Origin of the sequence: Cellulosilyticum sp. ST5 (genome assembly GCF_046529625.1) — a bacterium.
Lineage (GTDB): Bacteria > Bacillota > Clostridia > Lachnospirales > Cellulosilyticaceae > Cellulosilyticum > Cellulosilyticum lentocellum.
Map to the genome: position 1 here is coordinate 1,272,617 of NZ_CP132338.1, position 19,215 is coordinate 1,291,831.

The window sequence follows — 19,215 nt, forward strand, 5'->3', positions numbered from 1 at the left end:
CTTTTACACTATTTATGCTGTTTTTCCTAAAAATAGGTATAGTTCCCCTTACCCCAATTTTCTCCCACCGTATTCAATTAGGTCATGGCCTTATGTCGTATCAAAAATATACTTCCTAGTATATTTCAATCGATATAGATCTTTCTCTAGCAACCTTACTATTTCTTTTTGTGTTAATAGCTTTACCTCACTTCCACTTAGCCTTCTAAAAATAAATAGTTGTGTAAGATTAGTAGCTATGCTCATTAAATACAAAAGTGCTTCTATCGCGTTTGGGTGATGTATAAAACAATGCTCTAGAGCACTATAAGTTTTAAGTTTATTAAATAAGCTATTTTCTATATCCCACCTCATGTGCATCATCTTGTATAATGTTTGAAGAGGAATATTAAAATCACTTGTAACCAGTAAAACTTGTGAATATTTGTTTGTCTTTGTTTTCTTTCTAAACTTTACAAACCTAAGTGGGTCAGTTACTTCATCCATGTAAAACGATTCTTCATATGCTGTTACTTCACAATCTCTTTTCCCATCTTGCCAAATCTCTTTTATATTACTTTTGTTAATTTTAGTCTTAGCTTCCTTGATACTTATAATATTACTATCCTTTACATGAATAACTGGTATTACCTTATTAGATATACAATGATTAATACAACTGCTATTACAAGCCAAAGCATCATAAACGACTACATCTATCGTGCATTTATGCTCTTTCGTTACTCTGCTCAATAGTCTTTTTGCTATCGTTAGCTCTCCTTCATCCTTTTTACTGCTATCTTCTGAACCTTTATAGAGTTCAAAGTCTATGATCAATCTAGGCTCATTTCCTATTAATGACATAAATGCAGTACTATGAAAATAGTGTGTTTTTTATTTCTTATAGTTGTGGTACAATATTCTTCACAACTTTTCTTATAGCTTCCAAACAATTTAGTACCATCTATAGCTGCAACTGTATAGCCATCTATGGTCCCTTCTTCAAATGTTTTATTTCGCTTGGACTTCTTAATGATTTTACTGTGCATTTTGTATAGTTCTTGATTATCAATAACTTTAAGGGTATCTCTGATAGTATCTATTTGTGGTAATTTCATTTTTCTAGAAATAATATTTATAAAATCATTACTTCTTATTTTATACTTAAGTTCATTAAAACTTTGTATTCTCATTATAAAGCCTAAAAGCACTGGTAGAATAACCTCTCCAGTAGTATATAGAAGGTTTTTTCTTCTATCTGTTAGTGCTTTTAACCCATCTTCTATATGATAAACTTTCTTTACATATTTAATAAATTTCTTTAAGTAATTCTTACTCATCTTTGCCTCGGTTGTCATTTTTTATACACAAGAAATGATTATAGAATATAACTATGCAAAGAGGCAAGAATCTGAAGTCAAAAAGTGCGAATTTACAACTTTTACAAAAAGGGCTTTTAGGTCTTGAAATTTATAATAAAACTTCAAATTGACCCGAAAGCCCTCATTTCCACCCATATTTGTATCTGGATAAATATATGTACCATTCCATTGCCCCCATCAATCAATGTTTTTAAATGCAGGAAGTATTTCAAATTTCATGCCATCACTGAACAAAACTTTTACAACTTGTCCATCAGCTCTAACTTCACTGCGAGGATAAGATGTTAGTATTGCATTTCTTACTGCTTGCAATAAACGTGATTGACCATTGCCCTTTACTAAATCATATCGATTATATTCATTTTGTGGTAATTCAAACAAAACATCAAGATCACTGGAATTAATTGCTGTTCCACGCCCATAAGAACCAACATACAAACTATTTTGTGTCTCACTTTGGCTGTTTCAAAATTCACAATTTATTGCTTTGGTAATAGTATGATAACGCATTGATATAGTATTTCTAGTATCTTGTGGAATAATCTCTCCACGCTTACGTATTGGCAAACTCATCTTATTCCGTCCCCTCCTATTCTTTCATTACCCGAACAAATAAATTCATGTTACTTATAAAAAATCACTATCTTATTTTTGATCTAATCCTTTATATATTTTAGGATAATCAGCAATAAATGTGTATAATATTTTTATTTTTAGTGTTTTTTACGAACAATTCTATAACTCAACAAATTATACTTATCTATACCCGCCACACCTATAAGTACAGATTATCTGTGATACTTCTAATCTATTCTAATTATATTTTATAATATAATTAGATATTGGTATACAATATTATTTATTTTTAATTTTTTTAACTCGTGATATAACTACGAATTACCTGTAGGATACAAAAAATAGGCCAAGCACATATCTATCTCTTCATAGTTTGCTTGCATCTACTCTATTATTACTTTTTCATACTGTATACTTGTCCATATAACAGTCTTACAATCATTTCATATTAACTCAACTATCTTTTTTTATACACATGAAATGATTATAAGACATCTATTGCAAAGAGGCACAAATTTGAGGTGAAAAACTGCGAATTTGACAAAATATATAAAAGACTTTCAGCCATGAAATTTATAATAAAACTTCAAATTAACCGAAAGTCTCCTTAAAACTATTTTTTATAGACAGCATCTTTTGAATCGCTTAAAGTTAAATTTGCTCAAAATAAAGAGATTGTCATTCTACACACTTTATTATTCCTTTGCCCAGTACTCTCCCTCCAATGTTAAGCTTAAACTCATACTCATTTTTTAATTTTCCCTTTATGTGTTCAAATTTATCTCCATATGGAAGTTGAATAATGACTTCATGCCATTGCTCCTTTATAAGAGGTTTATCACACAATATCCTTGAAGCTATCAAGTCTCCATCCATATTAAATGAAGGCATCATTCCAGACCATCCATCTCCTGGCATAGCACCACCATTATCTTTAAATAAATATATATCTGCTATAAATTCTAACAAAACAAAATCAGCTCCATTCTTACTAGTATACCTGTTTTACTTCTAACAATGAATCATTAAAAATTTTCAAAACATCTTCTTGAACAGTTGCATTACCACTCTTCAATATAGCTGTATCTACAGCATTAAAATCTAATTTAATAAATACTTCTTTTGGTATTTTTGCCTTAAAAATTGCAACACTCTCAGGGAAATTATTACTCAGTTTTAATATTTCATCGAATGAGAATCCAAATTGTTTTGAAACAAATCCACTTGGACTGGGTCTAAATATATTTGAGCTCATTATATCTTCAAATTCATCTACACCAACAGCTCTATAGAGTTCTACATACGAATCACTCGTATTAAGCATTTTCGAAACATTTTCAGCAACACTTGAATAGGTTATACCTTTAGCCTGATATTCTGCAGTACTTATTCCATATTTACTTAAAGTAGCAATATCATCACATGAAAAATATTGCATTAGCAATTTTTCTAACCTATCTAAGCCAGCCGCGCCCTCAGATTTTTGTATTGATGTGATTAATCCGTCCGTTGCTCCGAGTTCTTTTAGTTTTGCAACGGTTTTAGGATCTCCCTTTAAAATATATTTTGCAACATCATCTGCATTTTTTCCAAATAATCCAATAGCTTCAGAAACTACACGAGGAACTATTATAGCTCCTGCTAATAACCATCGATTAATTTCTTGCTTTGTTATTATATCTCTTCCTTCAATTAGTTCTATAAAAGTTTTTGCGTCTCCAATTAAGGGCGTTAAATCCAATACTAAGGATAATCCATCTCCTGGAGAAAATGCGCAATTAAATTGTCCAAACTCCTCTGCATCTTCAAATTTAGGTATTAATATTCCATAAGTTCCCTCTTCTAATGTCGCTAAAAATGGATATAACCCTTTATGATTAGCAGCATATACAAGGACATCATCACCTTCTACAAAGCCTGCTTCTTTATACATATCCAATAATTCTATAGTCATTGAATAGTCGCCTATTGAAGTTATAGAACTAAGCTTAATTCTTACTTCATAATAGCCACCTTTTTCAGGTACAAAATCTATTCTATCTTGTATATTATATTTTGTGGTTACTAATTCAGGGTCAGACATTCCAGTAATCCCTATATAATAAACAGATATATCTAAATTAATGTCGCTATTCACATTAATTGTATATGGTCTCGTGACAATATATGGATTAAGAATAAAAGTATGTTCATCCTTACTATGTGCAACTGTTCTTTCGTAAGTATTATAAATATCCACATTTGTTTTATCATAATGCAATGCAGACCATGTATCATGTTCGAAATGATTGGTATGTTCAACATAATCGGTTAATCCATCGGAATCGCTATCTATATCTGTAGGATCAGATAATATCGGTAATACGACTATATCTTGTAATAACTCTGGGAAAGGTATTTGACTTATATCGTACCCATGAGTCTCATAGATTAGAGTCCATATATCTCCTATTTTAGGTAATTCATATCCATCTATTCCATAAGATATTAATTTAGAATCCCAGTATACCTCTTCACTGTCAGTAAGTTGATCCTTGTCAGTATCAGCTGAACCTCCCTTAGCTAAAGGTTCTTTTAATATAATTTCTTTAAGGCTAGTACTTCCTAAAATTTGAAATTCTTTTTGGTCAATAAGATTAGTAATAATAAATTCTTTGAAACCACTTTCGACATCTGCCATAATTCGAAGTGGTACGAAAACACCATTTATTTTTTGTAACCATCTTCTATAAAACGTAGCTGTATTATCTGAAATACTACCTGTTTCTTCCCTTGTTTTATAAGATATTCCTAGGTTAACTCCCGATGTGTTTAACTTTTCTATCATCTCATACACAGTATTAAAACCATGGCAGTTAGCAATACTATATGACTTATCAGTTACTAAAAAGGCAAACTTACTGGCATCTTTTCTAAATGGCAAAGTTGTAACATACCCTAATCCCGCAAGCGGTGTACCTGAAATGTCTGTATCATATCCGCCATAAGCATCAAGCCCATCTATTATCTGCTCTATTTCAGAAAGACTATTGCTAAAGCTTAATACTCTATTTCCTTCTGCTTTTGAAGCCTGTATGCCATTTATTTGGATGGCTGAAGAAGGACTCATATAGTTAATATCTTTAAAGTCAATTATGGATACTTCTACATCTAAATTGTACTCCTCTTTTAATCCTCTAACAATCTCTTTCATACTAGCTTTTAATGATGGCATTATTTTTTGCATTGTATATCCAGTATCTATTACAAAGGCTAGGTCAACTTTTTTTGACTTTGTGTTAGGATATGTAGTGTTAAATAAGTTATTATTTTTCAAATCATATGTTTGAGTATCCACGCTCGCCATTATAGAAGCACTTTGTTTTAGAATATTTACTTCTTGATTAGTTTTAAAAGCTCCTACGTTACTCAACCATTTTTCTAAATTCATAACACAATAGGTACCTTGACCTATCATTTCAGTGCTTATTACATTAGTTTTCACATCAACTATTGTAGGTAGTGGAACTAATATCCCATATTCCTCATTAAAATTAAAAATTTGATATCTTTTTATTCCTGTTACCCTCTGGTCATTTACAATATTGTCTTGTGTAACAAGAGACTCATCTAATTCAAATGATATTTTACCTTCTTCTAATACGCCATCATGATACTTAATGCTAATAGCTTTTCCTACAATTGCATTATTATCTTCTATTGTATGCGCATATTCACTTTGGCCTACTATAGTATTTCCTTTTGCATTTCCAGAAGATTTTACTTGGATAGATACCTTATAAGGACTATCTTCTGTATTAATAGCTGACAAATTGTCATCAGCTACATCTTGAACAAAAACATATTCTTGATCTGGTGTACCAAAAGTAAAAGGATTTAAAGGATCTAATCCCATACTTATTTCGTCACCATCATTTAAAGTATCTCCATCAGTATCTGCTATTAGCGGGTTAGTATGATAAGTATTTACTTCATCACCATCTATTAATCCATCATTATCACTATCAGGCTTAAAAGAATCTGTCCGAATTGTATATTCTTCAAGATTAGTTAAGCCATCATTATCAAAATCTTCATCTGCATCATTTATTCCATTATTATCAGTATCACTTAATGTAGGATTTGTAATAAAATCAAAGTATTCGTAATTATCAGGTAGTCCATCATTGTCTGTATCTATTTTTGTTAAGTCAGTTCCAATAATACGTTCGGTTTGATCAGCTAATCCATCACCGTCAGTATCTATTCTAATATCTATTTCATCATAAACAAGCGGATCGGTACCAAACTTATTGACTTCATCTCCATCCAATAAACTATCTTTATCTGTATCATTATTGTAAGGATCTGTGCTTAATAAAAACTCTTCTCTATTAATAAGTCCATCTTTATCAAAATCTTCATCTGCATCACTTGTATTGTTTCCATCAGAATCTTGAAGTAGTGGGTCTGTCATTAGCTCACAATACTCATAACCATCAGGAAGGCCATCCCCATCAGTGTCTGCATTTAGAGGATCTGTTCCTAATATATTTTCATAGTAATCAGGTAAATCATCATTATCAGAGTCTAACTCATAATCAATCTCTTCTTTATCTGTAGCTGATCCAATATAAGATAGTTTATAATTATTTGGTTCAATTGTACTATCTTCTAGATTATCTCCACTAAAACCTAAAGTTAGAGTTTGTCCTGGTGCAATATTAGCGTTATATCCTTTATTTTTAATAACATAGTGATTACCAGTGTGCTCAACTATAGTAGCAGTCCATAAATTATTGATATTAGCTTCAAAATCAAAAGCTAAGCTCCAGTCCTCAATAGGTGCATTAGACTGATTAGTAATACTTATTTCTCCATTAAAACCGCCATTCCAGTTACCAGTTAACTTAAATCCAATAGTGTAATCTACATCACTTGCTACTTGTTCTTCCATATCCAAGCTGTATTTACTTGGATTATTAATAGTACCATCGCCATTGGCCTGGAAACCGATAGTTATACTGCTTCCCGGTTCTATATCTTGATTCCAACCCATATTTTTAATAGCATAACTATTACTTTCACGTGTTAAAATTTGAGCATTCCACATACTTGTAATTTCGTGTTCAAAATCAAATTTTAATGTCCAGTTTTCTAGTGGTTTATCACCAGTGTTAGTGAGTACAAATTCCCCATTAAATGCCCCTGGCCATTGGTTCGTTACTTTAAATTCTACTTGATAACCATCCCCTATATATTTAGAAGGATTAATTTGTATAGCTCCGGGTGTAGTCGTTTGAGTATCTACAAGTGCTGACATAGGCAGTGGTACATCTTTTGTTGTTTGTGCAAATAATTGAGTAGGCAGTGATGTCATAGCTAGTGTTAAAGTAAGTAAATAGGCTAAAATTCTCTTTTTCGTTTTCAAATAACAACTCCCCTTTATAATTATATTCTGTATAATTATAATATTTAAACAAATAAAATTTTGTCCGAAACTGTCGTATAACTTTTTTTAGTAGAAAGTACTAAATGTATGTAGTACTTTGTAGTTGTTATGCTTAATATCAAAATGAACACCATTTTAGGCTTAACCACCAAGATGGTGTTCACTTCATAGCTAAAATTCATTTAGTGCTTTCAAAATTTTTAATTGTTATTTTCACATATCATACTTGTACCATCTAATAATGTAATGTATATTTTTCCTCTGTCATCTATTACTTTGATCTGACCTAGCATTCTAAGACATAGATTCTCATTGAATTGTTCCTGTTTTACTCCATGATCTAATTGGATCTATATTAAATAAGTAGACACGATTTGATATTAGTGATTATATTAAAGTAGACACAAAAGGAGGTGCCCACATGGCAACTAAACAAACTCGTTATGATGAAGATTTTAAAAAATCAATCGTTGCACTTTATCATAATGGCAAAACTCAGACTTCTCTCTGCCAAGAATATGATATTTCACAGACTTCTCTCGCTAAATGGATTAAACAATATTCTACTGTTGAGACCGATGATGGCAAAGTCCTAACTGCTAAACAAATTAAAGAAATGCAAAAAAGAATGGCTCAACTTGAGGAGGAAAACCTCATATTTAAAAAAGCGATTGCTATATTCACGCCACACTCTCTGAGCGACTAGATGCTGTTTATAAACTACGCTTTCAGCATGATATCAAAACCCTTTGTCGTGTACTAAACGTAAATCTCAGCACTTACTATAAGCACTTCAACTCTGAATCTGCTCCAAGAGTAAGGGAAAACCTAAATATCAAACGTGTCATTCTTCAGATTTATTCTGACTATGATAAATGTCTTGGTGCTTATAAAATCACATATATCCTCAGTCGTGATTATGGTATAAACATCAGCGTGGGACGAGTGTACCGACTGATGCAATCAATGTCTCTTCCTAAAATGTCTACAGATAAACCTTGTAGAGTAAAACATCACGATCAGGGAGAATGCGATAATCACCTCCATCAGGAATTTAACCAAAAGGCTCCAAATCTTGTCTGGGCTAGTGATTTCACTTACATAAAAGTTAATGGTAAATGGTATTATCTTTGCATTGTCATGGACTTGTTTTCTAGAAAAATCATTGGTTGGCACATAGCTAGCAACCACGATGTCACCTTAACAATGTCAGCTTTTAATAAGGCTTATAAAAGCCGTCATGTTCAGTATGGACTCATATTTCACTCTGACCAGGGATCTGAGGTGCGACAAGAAGTCGCATAATATATTGCATTAATGCTACTCCATCCATTCGGAGTAATCCTATCGTGACTAGCGTGGATGGTAACGTCTGGGTTAGAAAGCTCACGAGACAATGAGGAAGTTCTAGGAGCCTAAATCTGGAATGACTACTAGGATAAGAAAGCTATGGAGAACGTAAAGTGAATCACTGTAGGAATCGTTACGCGGAGGAAGCGAAATAGGCTGTTACGCTTCGACCAAAAGGTACGGAGTCAAGCAAAGGTGTTCTGACTAGCCAATGCGAATGGATAAAGCACTCCCGGTTTAAAGGCGACTCCTAAGGCTTTCACAATTATGTATTATGCGGAACTTGGTAAACCCTATAAGCTCCCATAAATTACTTATGGGTATCAATCCGCAAGGAAATGAAACGGCTTTGAGGGCAGAAGAAAGAGATAAAAAGCAAATGCCTTTATTGTAATGACAAAGGATAGGGGTTCAAAATTTGCCCCAACTCGAAAGAGTGCAGACTTATCTCATGGTATTTCTTAGCAGGAAAGGAATGTATATCTATGAATTTTAGTTATTCAACGACGGATAAAACCGAGAAGCTAAAAGACACACGCAGATGCTCAGAACAGTGGGAAACCATTGACTGGAAAATAGCAACAAAAGAAGTTAATAGACTACAAGTCAGGATTGCTAAGGCAACAGTTAAAAATGATATTAATAAAGTTAAAAGGTTACAGTATCTTCTTACACACTCATTCTACCCAAAGGCTCTTGCAGTTAAGAAAGTTACCTCTAACAAAGGCAAAAACACCTCTGGTGTGGACAAACAACTTTGGTCTACATCTTCTGCAAAGATGAAGGCAACTCTTTCTCTTACAGATAGGCAATATAAAGCAAAACCACTTAGGTGAGTCTATATTGAAAAGAAAGATAAGAAAAAGAAACGACCTCTGGGCATCCCAACTATGTATGATAGAGCAATTCAAACGCTTTATGCCTTTGCACTAGAACCCATAGCCGAAGTTAAAGGTGACAAGGTATCATTTGGGTTCCGAAAAGGAAGAAGTGCAAAGGATGCTTGTGAACAAATTTTCTGCGTACTTGCAAGAAAATGCTCACCCCAATGGATACTTGAAGGAGATATAAAAGGATGTTTTGACAATATAAACCACGAATGGTTACTAGAAAATATACCTATGGATAAACGTATAATGAAACAATTCTTAAAATCAGGATTCATCTATAAAAGTGTTCTATTTCCTACAGAAACAGGCTCACCACAAGGCGGCTCTATTTCCAGTCTTTATGCTAATATGACACTTGATGGACTTGAAAAACTAATACAAGAACATTACCATCGTAATTCAAAAGGAAAAATAGAAAATCATTATCGAGCCAAAACAAAGATTAACCTGATTAGATACGCCGATGATTTTATAGTAACAGCTAATACCAAAGAAATAGCTGAAGAATTAAAGTCACTCATTCGCTATTTTCTAAAAGAACGTGGTTTAGAATTATCAGAAGAGAAAACAACAGTCGTACACATCGATGATGGATTCGACTTTCTAGGTTGGACATTTAGAAAACACCAACACAAACTGATTATTCGCCCATCCAAAAACTCCGTAAAAGCACTTATGAGGAAAATGTCAACTATAATCTTAAAGGAAGGCAAAGCTCAAAAACAAGAAGACTTAATCAGGAGATTAAATTCAATACTAATAGGATGGACAAACTACCATAAGCATGTCGTCGCAAGTCGTACATTCTCGTATGTAAACAATACACTTTATCTTCTATTAGAACAATGGGCTAAACACAGACATCCCCAGAAGAACAAATGGTGGCGACTTAACAAGTACTGGCACAGTAAAAATGGTAAACCATGGGTATTTATGACTGATAAGAACTATCTTATTAACCTAAGAACAATTGATATCAGACGTCATCCAAAGTTACAAATATCTAGAAATCCTTTTATAGATGAGAAATACTTTATCAAAAGAAGACTAAGACTACAAACTGTTGCCGCCAGAAATGGTTAAGAAATGCTTGAGCCGTATGAGCGGGAAACTCTCACGTACGGTTCTTAGATGAGGGAAAGGGAGCAATCCCTTTTTCTTAATCGATTATACTGCTTTTGCATTTAGAAATCTCTTAGATTCCTATAATGTTGTGCAGTCATTTTCTAAAAAAGGATACCCTTTCGATAATGCTTGTTGTGAGAGTTTTTTCAAATATCTCAAAAAGAATCGCACCAATCGCAGAAACTATCATACCTTAGAGGAACTTCGACTAGATATTTTCGAGTACATTGAAAATCTATATAACAATCGTCTTCCCCACGGTGCGATTGGATATAAAATGCCAAATGAGTTAGACGCAGAATACTGGGATCAGCACGCATAATTGTTGATCTCAACAAATTTTTTCGTTACAAATCGTGTCCAAACTATTGACTATACTCCAATAGTTAGTCTAAACTTCAATGTTATTAATAGGCCTACTATTACCCCTCTACATATCTTTCATTAGTAATCTTACCTTACTTCCTTCACCCTGCCTACCATACCACTCTCAAGCATTACTTTTATACCATGATGATGCTCAGGTGAATTGGTAAGTATCTTTTTCACTATTCCTTCTGTTAGCTTACCAGTACGCTGGTCCTGCTTTTGAACAACTAGAACAGTTGCCCCTACTTTAATATTACTTCTCTTTGTACCATCCATGTTATTAATCCTCCACTACCTTTTCTCTTCTTTCATACACAACATCCATCATGCCATTATAACTTTGTGTACTGACTAATTTCAACCTAAGCTCTTGGTGCACTTTATCAAAAAGGCGAATACCCTCACCCAACAAAGTAGGGATAATCGTAATGTGGTAACGGTCGATTAAATCCTTCTCTATTAACTGATTTGCAATACTAGCCCCGCCACAAATCCAGATAGCCTGTCCTGATTGGTTCTTCAATGCCACTATAACTTCTTCTAAAGGCTGATCTGTAAATACAACCTCTTTTGTTGAAATCTTTTGCTGATGGGTTAGCACATAACTTTTCATCCCTTTATATACCCATTCATCAGGAGATAATTCTGTTACAACTTGATGATACGTCTTCCAACCCATTACTACTGTATCAACTGTTTTAATAAACTCTGGATAACTTCCCATCTCCTTACTACTAACCTCTTGACCACCCAGCCATTCTACACCACCTTTTGCATCTGCAATGTAACCATCTAAGCTCATTGCAATATATAAAATTACTTTTCTCATAATTGCCTTCCTTTATATATTACTTTTTATTAAACCACTCACTAGGTGATTCGTTAAAATAATGAGCTGAAAATTCTACAACTCTATACGTCTGTATTTCGTTAACCCTAAAAGGCTCATTTGACAAATATTCCTCTATCTTTTCAATTGATTCATCTTTCATAACAAATATGCCACCACTCATATCTTTCTTAAGGCCAGACATAAGGATTACACCTTGATCCGTAGCCATTTGGGTATATGCCATATGATCTTTCATAATCGTATCATTTATTAAATGTGCATCTTTCAATGTGCCTTCAACCATAAAATATTTCATCTGTATTCTCCTTTAATACCACTTTAATAGAATTTATTTTAAACCTTTCAACAATATCCTATACTTTTTCGCGTTACTGCTGAATTACGCCAAATAGTTCGTACCCCCGCCCCCTAAAGATATGTTTCCGCAAATACTACTTACCTCTAAAAACACACAAAAAGGCTTAAAGCATAATCACTCTAAGCCTTGGTTTTACTAGGGTTTATTTAGAAAGCTTCACTACAGTCTCAACATGCCTTTGCACAAAGTTAGAAAACTATTTGGCGTTAATAGTAGGAATATACCCCCGGGGTGAATTGAAATCCTCTATTTAATATTATATACCACCATTTTAGGCCAATAAAAACTTGTTCCATCAGTAAATGGATCTGAAGGATTATCAGGAATAAAGTCATATAAGAAAAATAAATAAACAATTTTTTCTATATCCTTAATGTTAATAAGATCATTGCTAACTTCTTTTTCTTCTTCATCAAAATCATCATGACTAACAGTAACTTTTCCATTCTTTTCAAAAACATAAAGAAAACCCTCATATGCTCCATCATTAAGAACCTCTAGTGTTTGATTATTCGAATCAATATTAATGCTAGGTTGCCAAAGCCTTGATACGTCACTAGGATAATAAAAAACATGTATGCTTCTTGGTAGTTGATTAATAGAACTATTAATTTCCATAACTTCTGTCAATTTTTCATCAGCTTTCTTACTTTCTGCCTCATACCTATCAATTTGTTCAGAAATCAATTTAAATTGTTTTTTTGTAAGTCCATTTCTTCCACTCTTATAATCTATTAATGATTTATTTGGGATAAAAATAATATTATTAAGATATTTCTCCTTTAAATTTACAAAAGGAGATAGCATTGTCCCAGGTGGATAATCTTGTGGAATTATTTTATTCTGCTCCTTTATGTGCTTTATGAGCGTTGCTTCTTTACAGACTAAATCCTCCACATTTACTTGTAATCCTTCTTTTTGTTTACGTTCGTTATAAAGAGCTACTAACGTATTATATGCTACCTCATATGTCTCAGGAACATAGATCATTCCTTCTGTTTTAGTAAACCCATCTCTCCACTTTATGTGTTTGGGTCTATCTTCCTCTTGTATTGTTTGTACATCATCCTTGTTCTGCATACTACTCATACCACTTGCTCCATAGATTCCTAATCCAATCAAAGCTATACAACTAATTAAAATAATTTTTTTCACCTATCTCCCTCCAAATTATCATTTATTCCTTGACCGAGTATTCTATATCATCTAAAATCATTTGTACTTCTTCGTCAAGTTCTTGCTCATCTGTACTTATAAGACTATAGCCTACTTGAGAAGGATTACTCTGATACTTCATTATATTGACTGGTATGATTTCATGTGTATTGGGGTCATATTCAAATACTTTCCACAAGGTTCCTTTCCCTGGATTTGTGGGTACCGAAAATACTTTAGGTGTAGAAGAATTACTTGTATATACTTCTACTACTGCGTTTGAAAAAGATAATTCAGAAGAATCACTCGAATGTTTATTGCTATAATCATGTACATAATAAGCATATCTTACTCCTGAAGCAACAGGATTAGTGAGAGTTATTGTCTCTGGTCCATAGCTACTAGTATCATCCACATCTAAATCTACATTTAAGTTGTTATTTGTTGAAGTGTAATTTTTATTTGAATAAAATACATGAAACCTATCTCCGCTGATATTACTTGGGCCTACTAAATGAGCATCTAAATCACTTGGTGTTGCTCCCCAACGCAGTACTATCCTAATTTGATTGCTTTTTAGCCTTCTTGACAGAACCCCATCTTGATTTCTGATTGTTTTATTGCCTAGAACTTTGACATTAATAATTCCCTTAGAATAACGTAACGATTCATCTGGCAGATCTGTACTTATGTCTAATACCTCTAGGGTATAATTTCCTGCTGGTAATACTATTGAATATGCACCATTTTTTGTATTAATTATGTTACTAACTTTATCTCGTGTATTATTAATTCCTTTTCTAACTTTAATTTGCAAATAATGAGATATTGCAGTACCTGTCTGTGCATCTCTTATAGTTCCTTGAACAGTGCCGTTACCCTTACTGTAATTTGATATAAGTTCCAATGCTAAATTATATGTAATCGTATTTTCGCTATCTACAGTAACATATTCTTCTACTTCCATATATCCTGTTTTGGAAATAACCAGCTTATATTCTCCTAATGGTAGGTCTGTAAACATATACATTCCATTAGCATTAGTACTTACTGCTTGAGTAATACCCCAATTCTGTCCTAATCCCCATATTTTTACTGTAACATCAGCAAGTGGAGTATTATTAGACATGTCCATATCATCATCTGCCTTAATAATTTTACCATGTAGTTTAGAACCTGAACATTTAGCTATTTTCAAGTCTAGTGGTACATGGAAATTAGAAGATTTGCTATATTTAGCGGTAATATACCCTGCTTTTTCCACAAAAATTTCATAAGTTCCTGCTATTAGCCCTTGCACTTTAAAAACTCCATTTGCATCTGTCATTACTATCTGTTGTTGACTAATATATTTTTCTTTTGGCACTATTGTTACTTTAGCCTCTGGGACAAGATTATAATTTGTATCTTTTATAGTTCCAGATATATCATATTTTTTTCTATTCATATTTACATATAACTTACGTGTCTCATTACCTATATTTACTTGTATTTTTCTTATACTATATCCATTCTTTAGATAAGTTACAATATATTCTCCTGGTTGCAAATTATTTAATTTATAATTCCCACTTGCATCTGTTTTTGCTTTTAAACTTTTTCCCTTGCCTTCTACTGTAATTTCAACATCTGCTAGTGGTTTTCTATTCTCTAAAATTGCTTGTGGTGTATCCGTAATAGCCTCAGTATCTATTTGTTCTTTCGTTCGGTCGTCATATATTCTACCTGTGATTCCTGCACTTGTCCATTCAAACTCTCTACTATATAAGTTAGTTTTAAATAAGTAATCTTTCCATTCAATTTTTGCATCTCCAATAGTTGTTTTAGCTTTTAACCTTAATGCTAATTCAGCAAAGGCATCAACAGATGTTTTTCCTTTAACACTTCCAACCACATTAAACTTAGGAATAAATTCTATTTTTCCATCCATCTCAGCCGTTGCTCCCATTTCAACGCCTAAACCAAGAGTTGTTGGCATAATTCCTCCTAACATAACTCCAACTTGTCCTTCTAATCCACTTTTTACTGTGGCTTCACCTTTTCCTTCTATATAAAATTCATGTTCTGCAGGTTCTTTTGTTTGACTATAAATTAATTTTTTATCAAATCCCACATCAATTGCATTAGATGTACTTTGCACTTTTTTACTATCAACTACTTCCACTACTGTTTTGTAAGTTTCATTAAACTTATACACGATATCCATCGTGCACTCTATTTTCCCCTCCAAATTCATGGTCAACATAACTACAGCAATAGGGTCAAGTGTATGATCTTGGCTATAACCTTCAATATTAGTTACTGTATATCCAACAGGAAATACAGGTTTCAAATTAATACCCACGCATCCTATCACAAAATTATTACTCATATCTACACCTTGAACTGTGCCTTCTGCTATTGTGTAATCAAATACCGCTAAGCTTAAATCTCTTTTATTTTTAAATTTAGGCAGGCCTTTCGTCAAGTCTTCAATATTAAATTTACCAGCATATGATACGGAAAACTCCGACACATTCCCGCATTCTATAGAATATCGCATCTGTTCTGGTAATATTGTTCCTTTCCACGTATACTCAAACTTAGGTGCCAATTGCCTTAATCCAAATGTTCCTGTAATTTTCATTTGATCATTTTTAGTCTTTAAATCCTTATCATCGTCATAAATCACAGTATCTTTTAATCCAAATAGAAAGTCTATTTTACTATTATTTCCATCAATGATAGGTTTAAATTCATTAGCTATTTGTTTAGCAAAAAATTCACCTCTCGACATATTAGCAGGATTTAAACTCGTCCTTGTTGCAAACGTAACGTTATCTGTATTATTTTCTACAATGCTATTTGAATCTTTTACAACTAAATCCGAATCAAATGTTGAAAAAGCTATAGGGTTTTCCAGGTTAATTTGATCTGCTCTAATACGCATATCAGAATTAAACAAATCCTTTAAACTTGCTTCAGTTGTATAAATGACATAATATAAATCATCATCATATTCTTCTGGTGGATATTTTTCTCTTAAACCACTATCAAAATTATTATAGGTCAAGTCATCTGATAATTTTGCATAGCCTAAAATCACTTTAGCAAATGGCATAGGATTCTCTTCATTGGGTGGAATAAACACAACCTGTCTTTCTGCTAATTCACCCATTTTTAATGCTTCTAAGAGTGGATTGCTATCTTTTACCAATAATACTGTTTGATTCTCAATAGTATCTTCCGATGTATTATTTTCATCTTCCCACACACCTACAATTGTTTCTATTATAGCATCCGCATCTATTCTTGTTGGAATATATAACTCTTCTGCCATTTGAAGTTCAGTACTAACATAGTCAATAACCAATGAGTGGTTTATAGCTACTTGCCCATTAGTAATTGCCTTGATTTGAAGCTGATTTTGTCCTAATGTGATTGGCAAATCAGAAACTTTCCACTCTAATGTTCCTTCAGCAATCCCTGTAACAATCTCATCATCAGAATTAATCAATTCATAATGTATTTCTGTTATTTTTTCCTTTTCCTCTCCTTCGATATATCCATCTATCAATATATCTTCAGTACCAACAATATACTCACCACTATTTTCTTTGTCTTGATTGATTACAATTTTAGAAACATTTTTTTCTATCTGTCCTAATTGGTTTAGCACATAATTAGTAGGCTCACTATCTACATTTCCAGGATTTCCTGAAAAGCCTAATGTAATAGTTTGCTCTGGTGCGATATTAGCATTATATCCCGCATTTTTAATTATGTAATGCTCACCTTCATGCTCTACTATCTCAGCTGTCCAAAATCGTTCTATATTCCTATCAAAGTCAAATTCTAAAGTCCAGTCTTCAATTGCTTCTTCTGTATTATTTGTAATACTAATTTCTCCATTAAAAGCTTGTCCCCAATCACTAATTACTTTAAAGTCAATTGTGTAGTCTGTTTCCCCTACTTCTTGCTTAGCAATTAGTAAATCATAGCTTTCAGGAATATTAATTTCCTCACTACAATTTGCTTGAAAGCCAATATTTACACTACTACCTGGTGTAATATCTTGATTATGCCCCATATTCTTAATAATATAGCTATTAGCTTCATGTGTTACAATCTGAGCATTCCACATATTAGTTATTTCATGCTCAAAGTCAAATTTTAATGTCCAATTTTCTAGTGGTTTATCACTAGTGTTGGTAAGTACAAATTCTCCTTGGAATGCTCCTGGCCATTGATTTACCACTTTAAACTCTACTTCATAGCCATCTCCAACATATTTATTGGGATTAATTTGTATAGCTCCAGGTGTAGTCGTTTGTGTATCTACAAGTGCTGATATAGGTACTGATGCATCTTTTGTTGTTTGTGCAAATAGTTGAACAGGCAATGATGTCATCGTTAGAGCAAATGCAAGTGAAAAGGCTAAAAATCTTTTTCTGGTTTTCAAATAGCAACTCCCCTTTATAATTATTTTCTGTATAATTATAATATTTAAATTAACAAAATTTTGTCCAAAACTGTCGTATGTACTTTTTTCAGTAGAAAGTACTAAATGTATGTAATATTTTGTAGTTGTTATGCTTAATATCAAAATGAACACCATTTTAGGCTTAATTGCCAAGATGGTGCTCACTTCATAGCTATATTAGCTTAAATTTAATTAGTACTTCCTAAACTTTTAATTGTTATTTTTACATTGCATACTTGTACCATCCAATAATGTAATGTACATTTTTCCTTTGCCATCTATTACCTTTATTTGATCTAAAATCTTTAAGCATAAGCTTTCATCAAACTCGCCTGTCATAGATGTTGGTTCCAATATCCGTATAAACATCTTAAACCTGTATTGTTTTAATGCATTACTATCTTCTAACTCAGCTCTCCACTTGTCTAAGAAATGTTGCTTATTTTCTACTAATACATTAACCACCTCCATAAAAGCCTTTTTCAACACTTCTTCATCAACATGCTTACTATCACATCCTTTTACACCTTTAGTCCTATATCTATTACTGCAAATCCAAACCTTTCTTTTATTCTTACCACCATCATTCATCCAAGTCTTTCTACAGTAAACAGTTCCACAAACACCACATATGACTTTGCCCCAAAAAGGTAATCTTGTATCTAACTTCTTTATATTATGTTCTTCACAAAACTTCTTGCGTCTTTCCATCTCTAACTGAACAGCTTCCCATGTTTCAAGTTCTATGATAGCTGGGTGGCTTTCTTCTACATAGTATTTGGGTACTTTACCAGTATTCTTTACACGCTCCTTTGTTAAGAAATCTACTGTATAAGTCTTCTGCAAGATTGCATCACCTTTGTATTTTTCGTTTCTGAGTATGCTCTTTATTGTGCTCTCATACCACTTACTTGTGCCATTCCAGTTTTTAACCTTCTCTTCTTCTAGCTCTCTTGTAATATGGGCTGTACCTTTTCCATCTAGGAAATCCTTATAAATCCTTCTTACAATGACTGCTTGCCTTTCATTGATAATAAGATTGCCTTCACTATCTTTGTCATAACCTAAGAACTTCTTTTCATTAATAGTCACTTTACCTTGTTCAAACCGTCTTCTTACACCCCATGTAGAGTTGAGGCTCAAACTTAAGCTCTCTTCTTGCCTTAGCACGTCAAACTTAATAGTTTCTGCACTTTTACGCAATATTATGTATGATTGTACCCCCGGGGGTGCAAATTTTATAGGGGGTTGCACTAGAAAATAGGGAAGAAAATAGTTGCTATAT

General features: G+C 32.9%; 15 protein-coding genes and 1 pseudogene. 5 read left to right on the plus strand and 11 right to left on the minus strand.

What is annotated here, in order from left to right:
* Positions 1-90: 90 nt before the first annotated feature.
* The 5 genes and pseudogenes from QTL86_RS06230 to QTL86_RS06250 form a co-directional block, all read right to left on the minus strand.
* The gene (locus tag QTL86_RS06230) at positions 91-843 is read right to left on the minus strand and encodes a transposase (RefSeq protein WP_410496784.1); all 753 of its coding nucleotides are present in this window, start codon (positions 841-843) and stop codon (positions 91-93) included.
* Positions 834-1,319, minus strand: a complete 486-nt coding sequence (locus tag QTL86_RS06235) for a hypothetical protein (RefSeq protein WP_127066740.1) — start codon at positions 1,317-1,319, stop codon at positions 834-836. The genes QTL86_RS06230 and QTL86_RS06235 overlap by 10 nt, the downstream gene beginning before the upstream one ends.
* Positions 1,320-1,538: 219 nt before the next feature.
* Positions 1,539-1,811: pseudogene (locus QTL86_RS06240) on the minus strand (SMODS domain-containing nucleotidyltransferase); the annotation flags it as partial.
* Between the two features lie 804 nt (positions 1,812-2,615).
* On the minus strand, positions 2,616-2,906 hold the full coding sequence (locus QTL86_RS06245; RefSeq protein WP_127066739.1) for a hypothetical protein: 291 nt from the start codon (positions 2,904-2,906) through the stop codon (positions 2,616-2,618).
* 22 nt (positions 2,907-2,928) lie between these two features.
* Positions 2,929-7,347, minus strand: coding sequence for a cellulose binding domain-containing protein (locus tag QTL86_RS06250; protein ID WP_410496785.1), 4,419 nt, complete (start codon positions 7,345-7,347; stop codon positions 2,929-2,931).
* 442 nt (positions 7,348-7,789) lie between these two features.
* Here QTL86_RS06250 and QTL86_RS06255 point away from each other — a divergent pair, with 442 nt between their 5' ends.
* The 5 genes from QTL86_RS06255 (at position 7,790) to QTL86_RS06275 (ending at position 11,055) form a co-directional block, all read left to right on the plus strand.
* Positions 7,790-8,074, plus strand: coding sequence for a transposase (locus QTL86_RS06255; RefSeq protein WP_127066737.1), 285 nt, complete (start codon positions 7,790-7,792; stop codon positions 8,072-8,074).
* A 32-nt stretch (positions 8,075-8,106) separates the two neighbouring features.
* On the plus strand, positions 8,107-8,673 hold the full coding sequence (locus QTL86_RS06260) for an IS3 family transposase (protein WP_243118677.1): 567 nt from the start codon (positions 8,107-8,109) through the stop codon (positions 8,671-8,673).
* Positions 8,674-9,203: 530 nt separating this feature from the next.
* Complete coding sequence (locus tag QTL86_RS06265; RefSeq protein ID WP_243118592.1) at positions 9,204-9,554, plus strand: reverse transcriptase N-terminal domain-containing protein; 351 nt, start codon at positions 9,204-9,206, stop codon at positions 9,552-9,554.
* Positions 9,555-9,560: 6 nt separating this feature from the next.
* Positions 9,561-10,691 carry a reverse transcriptase domain-containing protein gene (locus QTL86_RS06270; protein ID WP_410497296.1) on the plus strand — a complete coding sequence of 377 codons (1,131 nt, stop codon included), beginning with the start codon at positions 9,561-9,563 and terminating at the stop codon, positions 10,689-10,691.
* A gap of 130 nt (positions 10,692-10,821) precedes the next feature.
* Positions 10,822-11,055 (plus strand): integrase core domain-containing protein, encoded by a 234-nt coding sequence (locus QTL86_RS06275; protein ID WP_243118599.1) that lies wholly within the window; start codon positions 10,822-10,824, stop codon positions 11,053-11,055.
* A 131-nt stretch (positions 11,056-11,186) separates the two neighbouring features.
* Here the strand turns inward: QTL86_RS06275 and QTL86_RS06280 are convergent, their stop codons facing one another.
* The 6 genes from QTL86_RS06280 to QTL86_RS06305 all read right to left on the minus strand — a co-directional run bounded on the left by QTL86_RS06280 (position 11,187) and on the right by QTL86_RS06305 (position 19,100).
* A complete protein-coding gene (locus QTL86_RS06280; protein WP_410496786.1) occupies positions 11,187-11,378 on the minus strand; it encodes a YwbE family protein in 192 nt (63 codons plus the stop codon).
* Positions 11,379-11,382: 4 nt separating this feature from the next.
* Positions 11,383-11,931: a dihydrofolate reductase family protein gene (locus tag QTL86_RS06285; RefSeq protein ID WP_127066735.1), complete on the minus strand. Its 549-nt coding sequence runs from the start codon at positions 11,929-11,931 to the stop codon at positions 11,383-11,385.
* 19 nt (positions 11,932-11,950) lie between these two features.
* A complete protein-coding gene (locus tag QTL86_RS06290) occupies positions 11,951-12,250 on the minus strand; it encodes a YciI family protein (protein WP_127066734.1) in 300 nt (99 codons plus the stop codon).
* 309 nt (positions 12,251-12,559) lie between these two features.
* Positions 12,560-13,468 carry a hypothetical protein gene (locus tag QTL86_RS06295; RefSeq protein ID WP_127066733.1) on the minus strand — a complete coding sequence of 303 codons (909 nt, stop codon included), beginning with the start codon at positions 13,466-13,468 and terminating at the stop codon, positions 12,560-12,562.
* A gap of 22 nt (positions 13,469-13,490) precedes the next feature.
* Complete coding sequence (locus tag QTL86_RS06300) at positions 13,491-17,909, minus strand: cellulose binding domain-containing protein (RefSeq protein WP_190283333.1); 4,419 nt, start codon at positions 17,907-17,909, stop codon at positions 13,491-13,493.
* Positions 17,910-18,140: 231 nt separating this feature from the next.
* Positions 18,141-19,100 carry a recombinase family protein gene (locus QTL86_RS06305; protein WP_410496787.1) on the minus strand — a complete coding sequence of 320 codons (960 nt, stop codon included), beginning with the start codon at positions 19,098-19,100 and terminating at the stop codon, positions 18,141-18,143.
* Positions 19,101-19,215 lie beyond the last annotated feature (115 nt).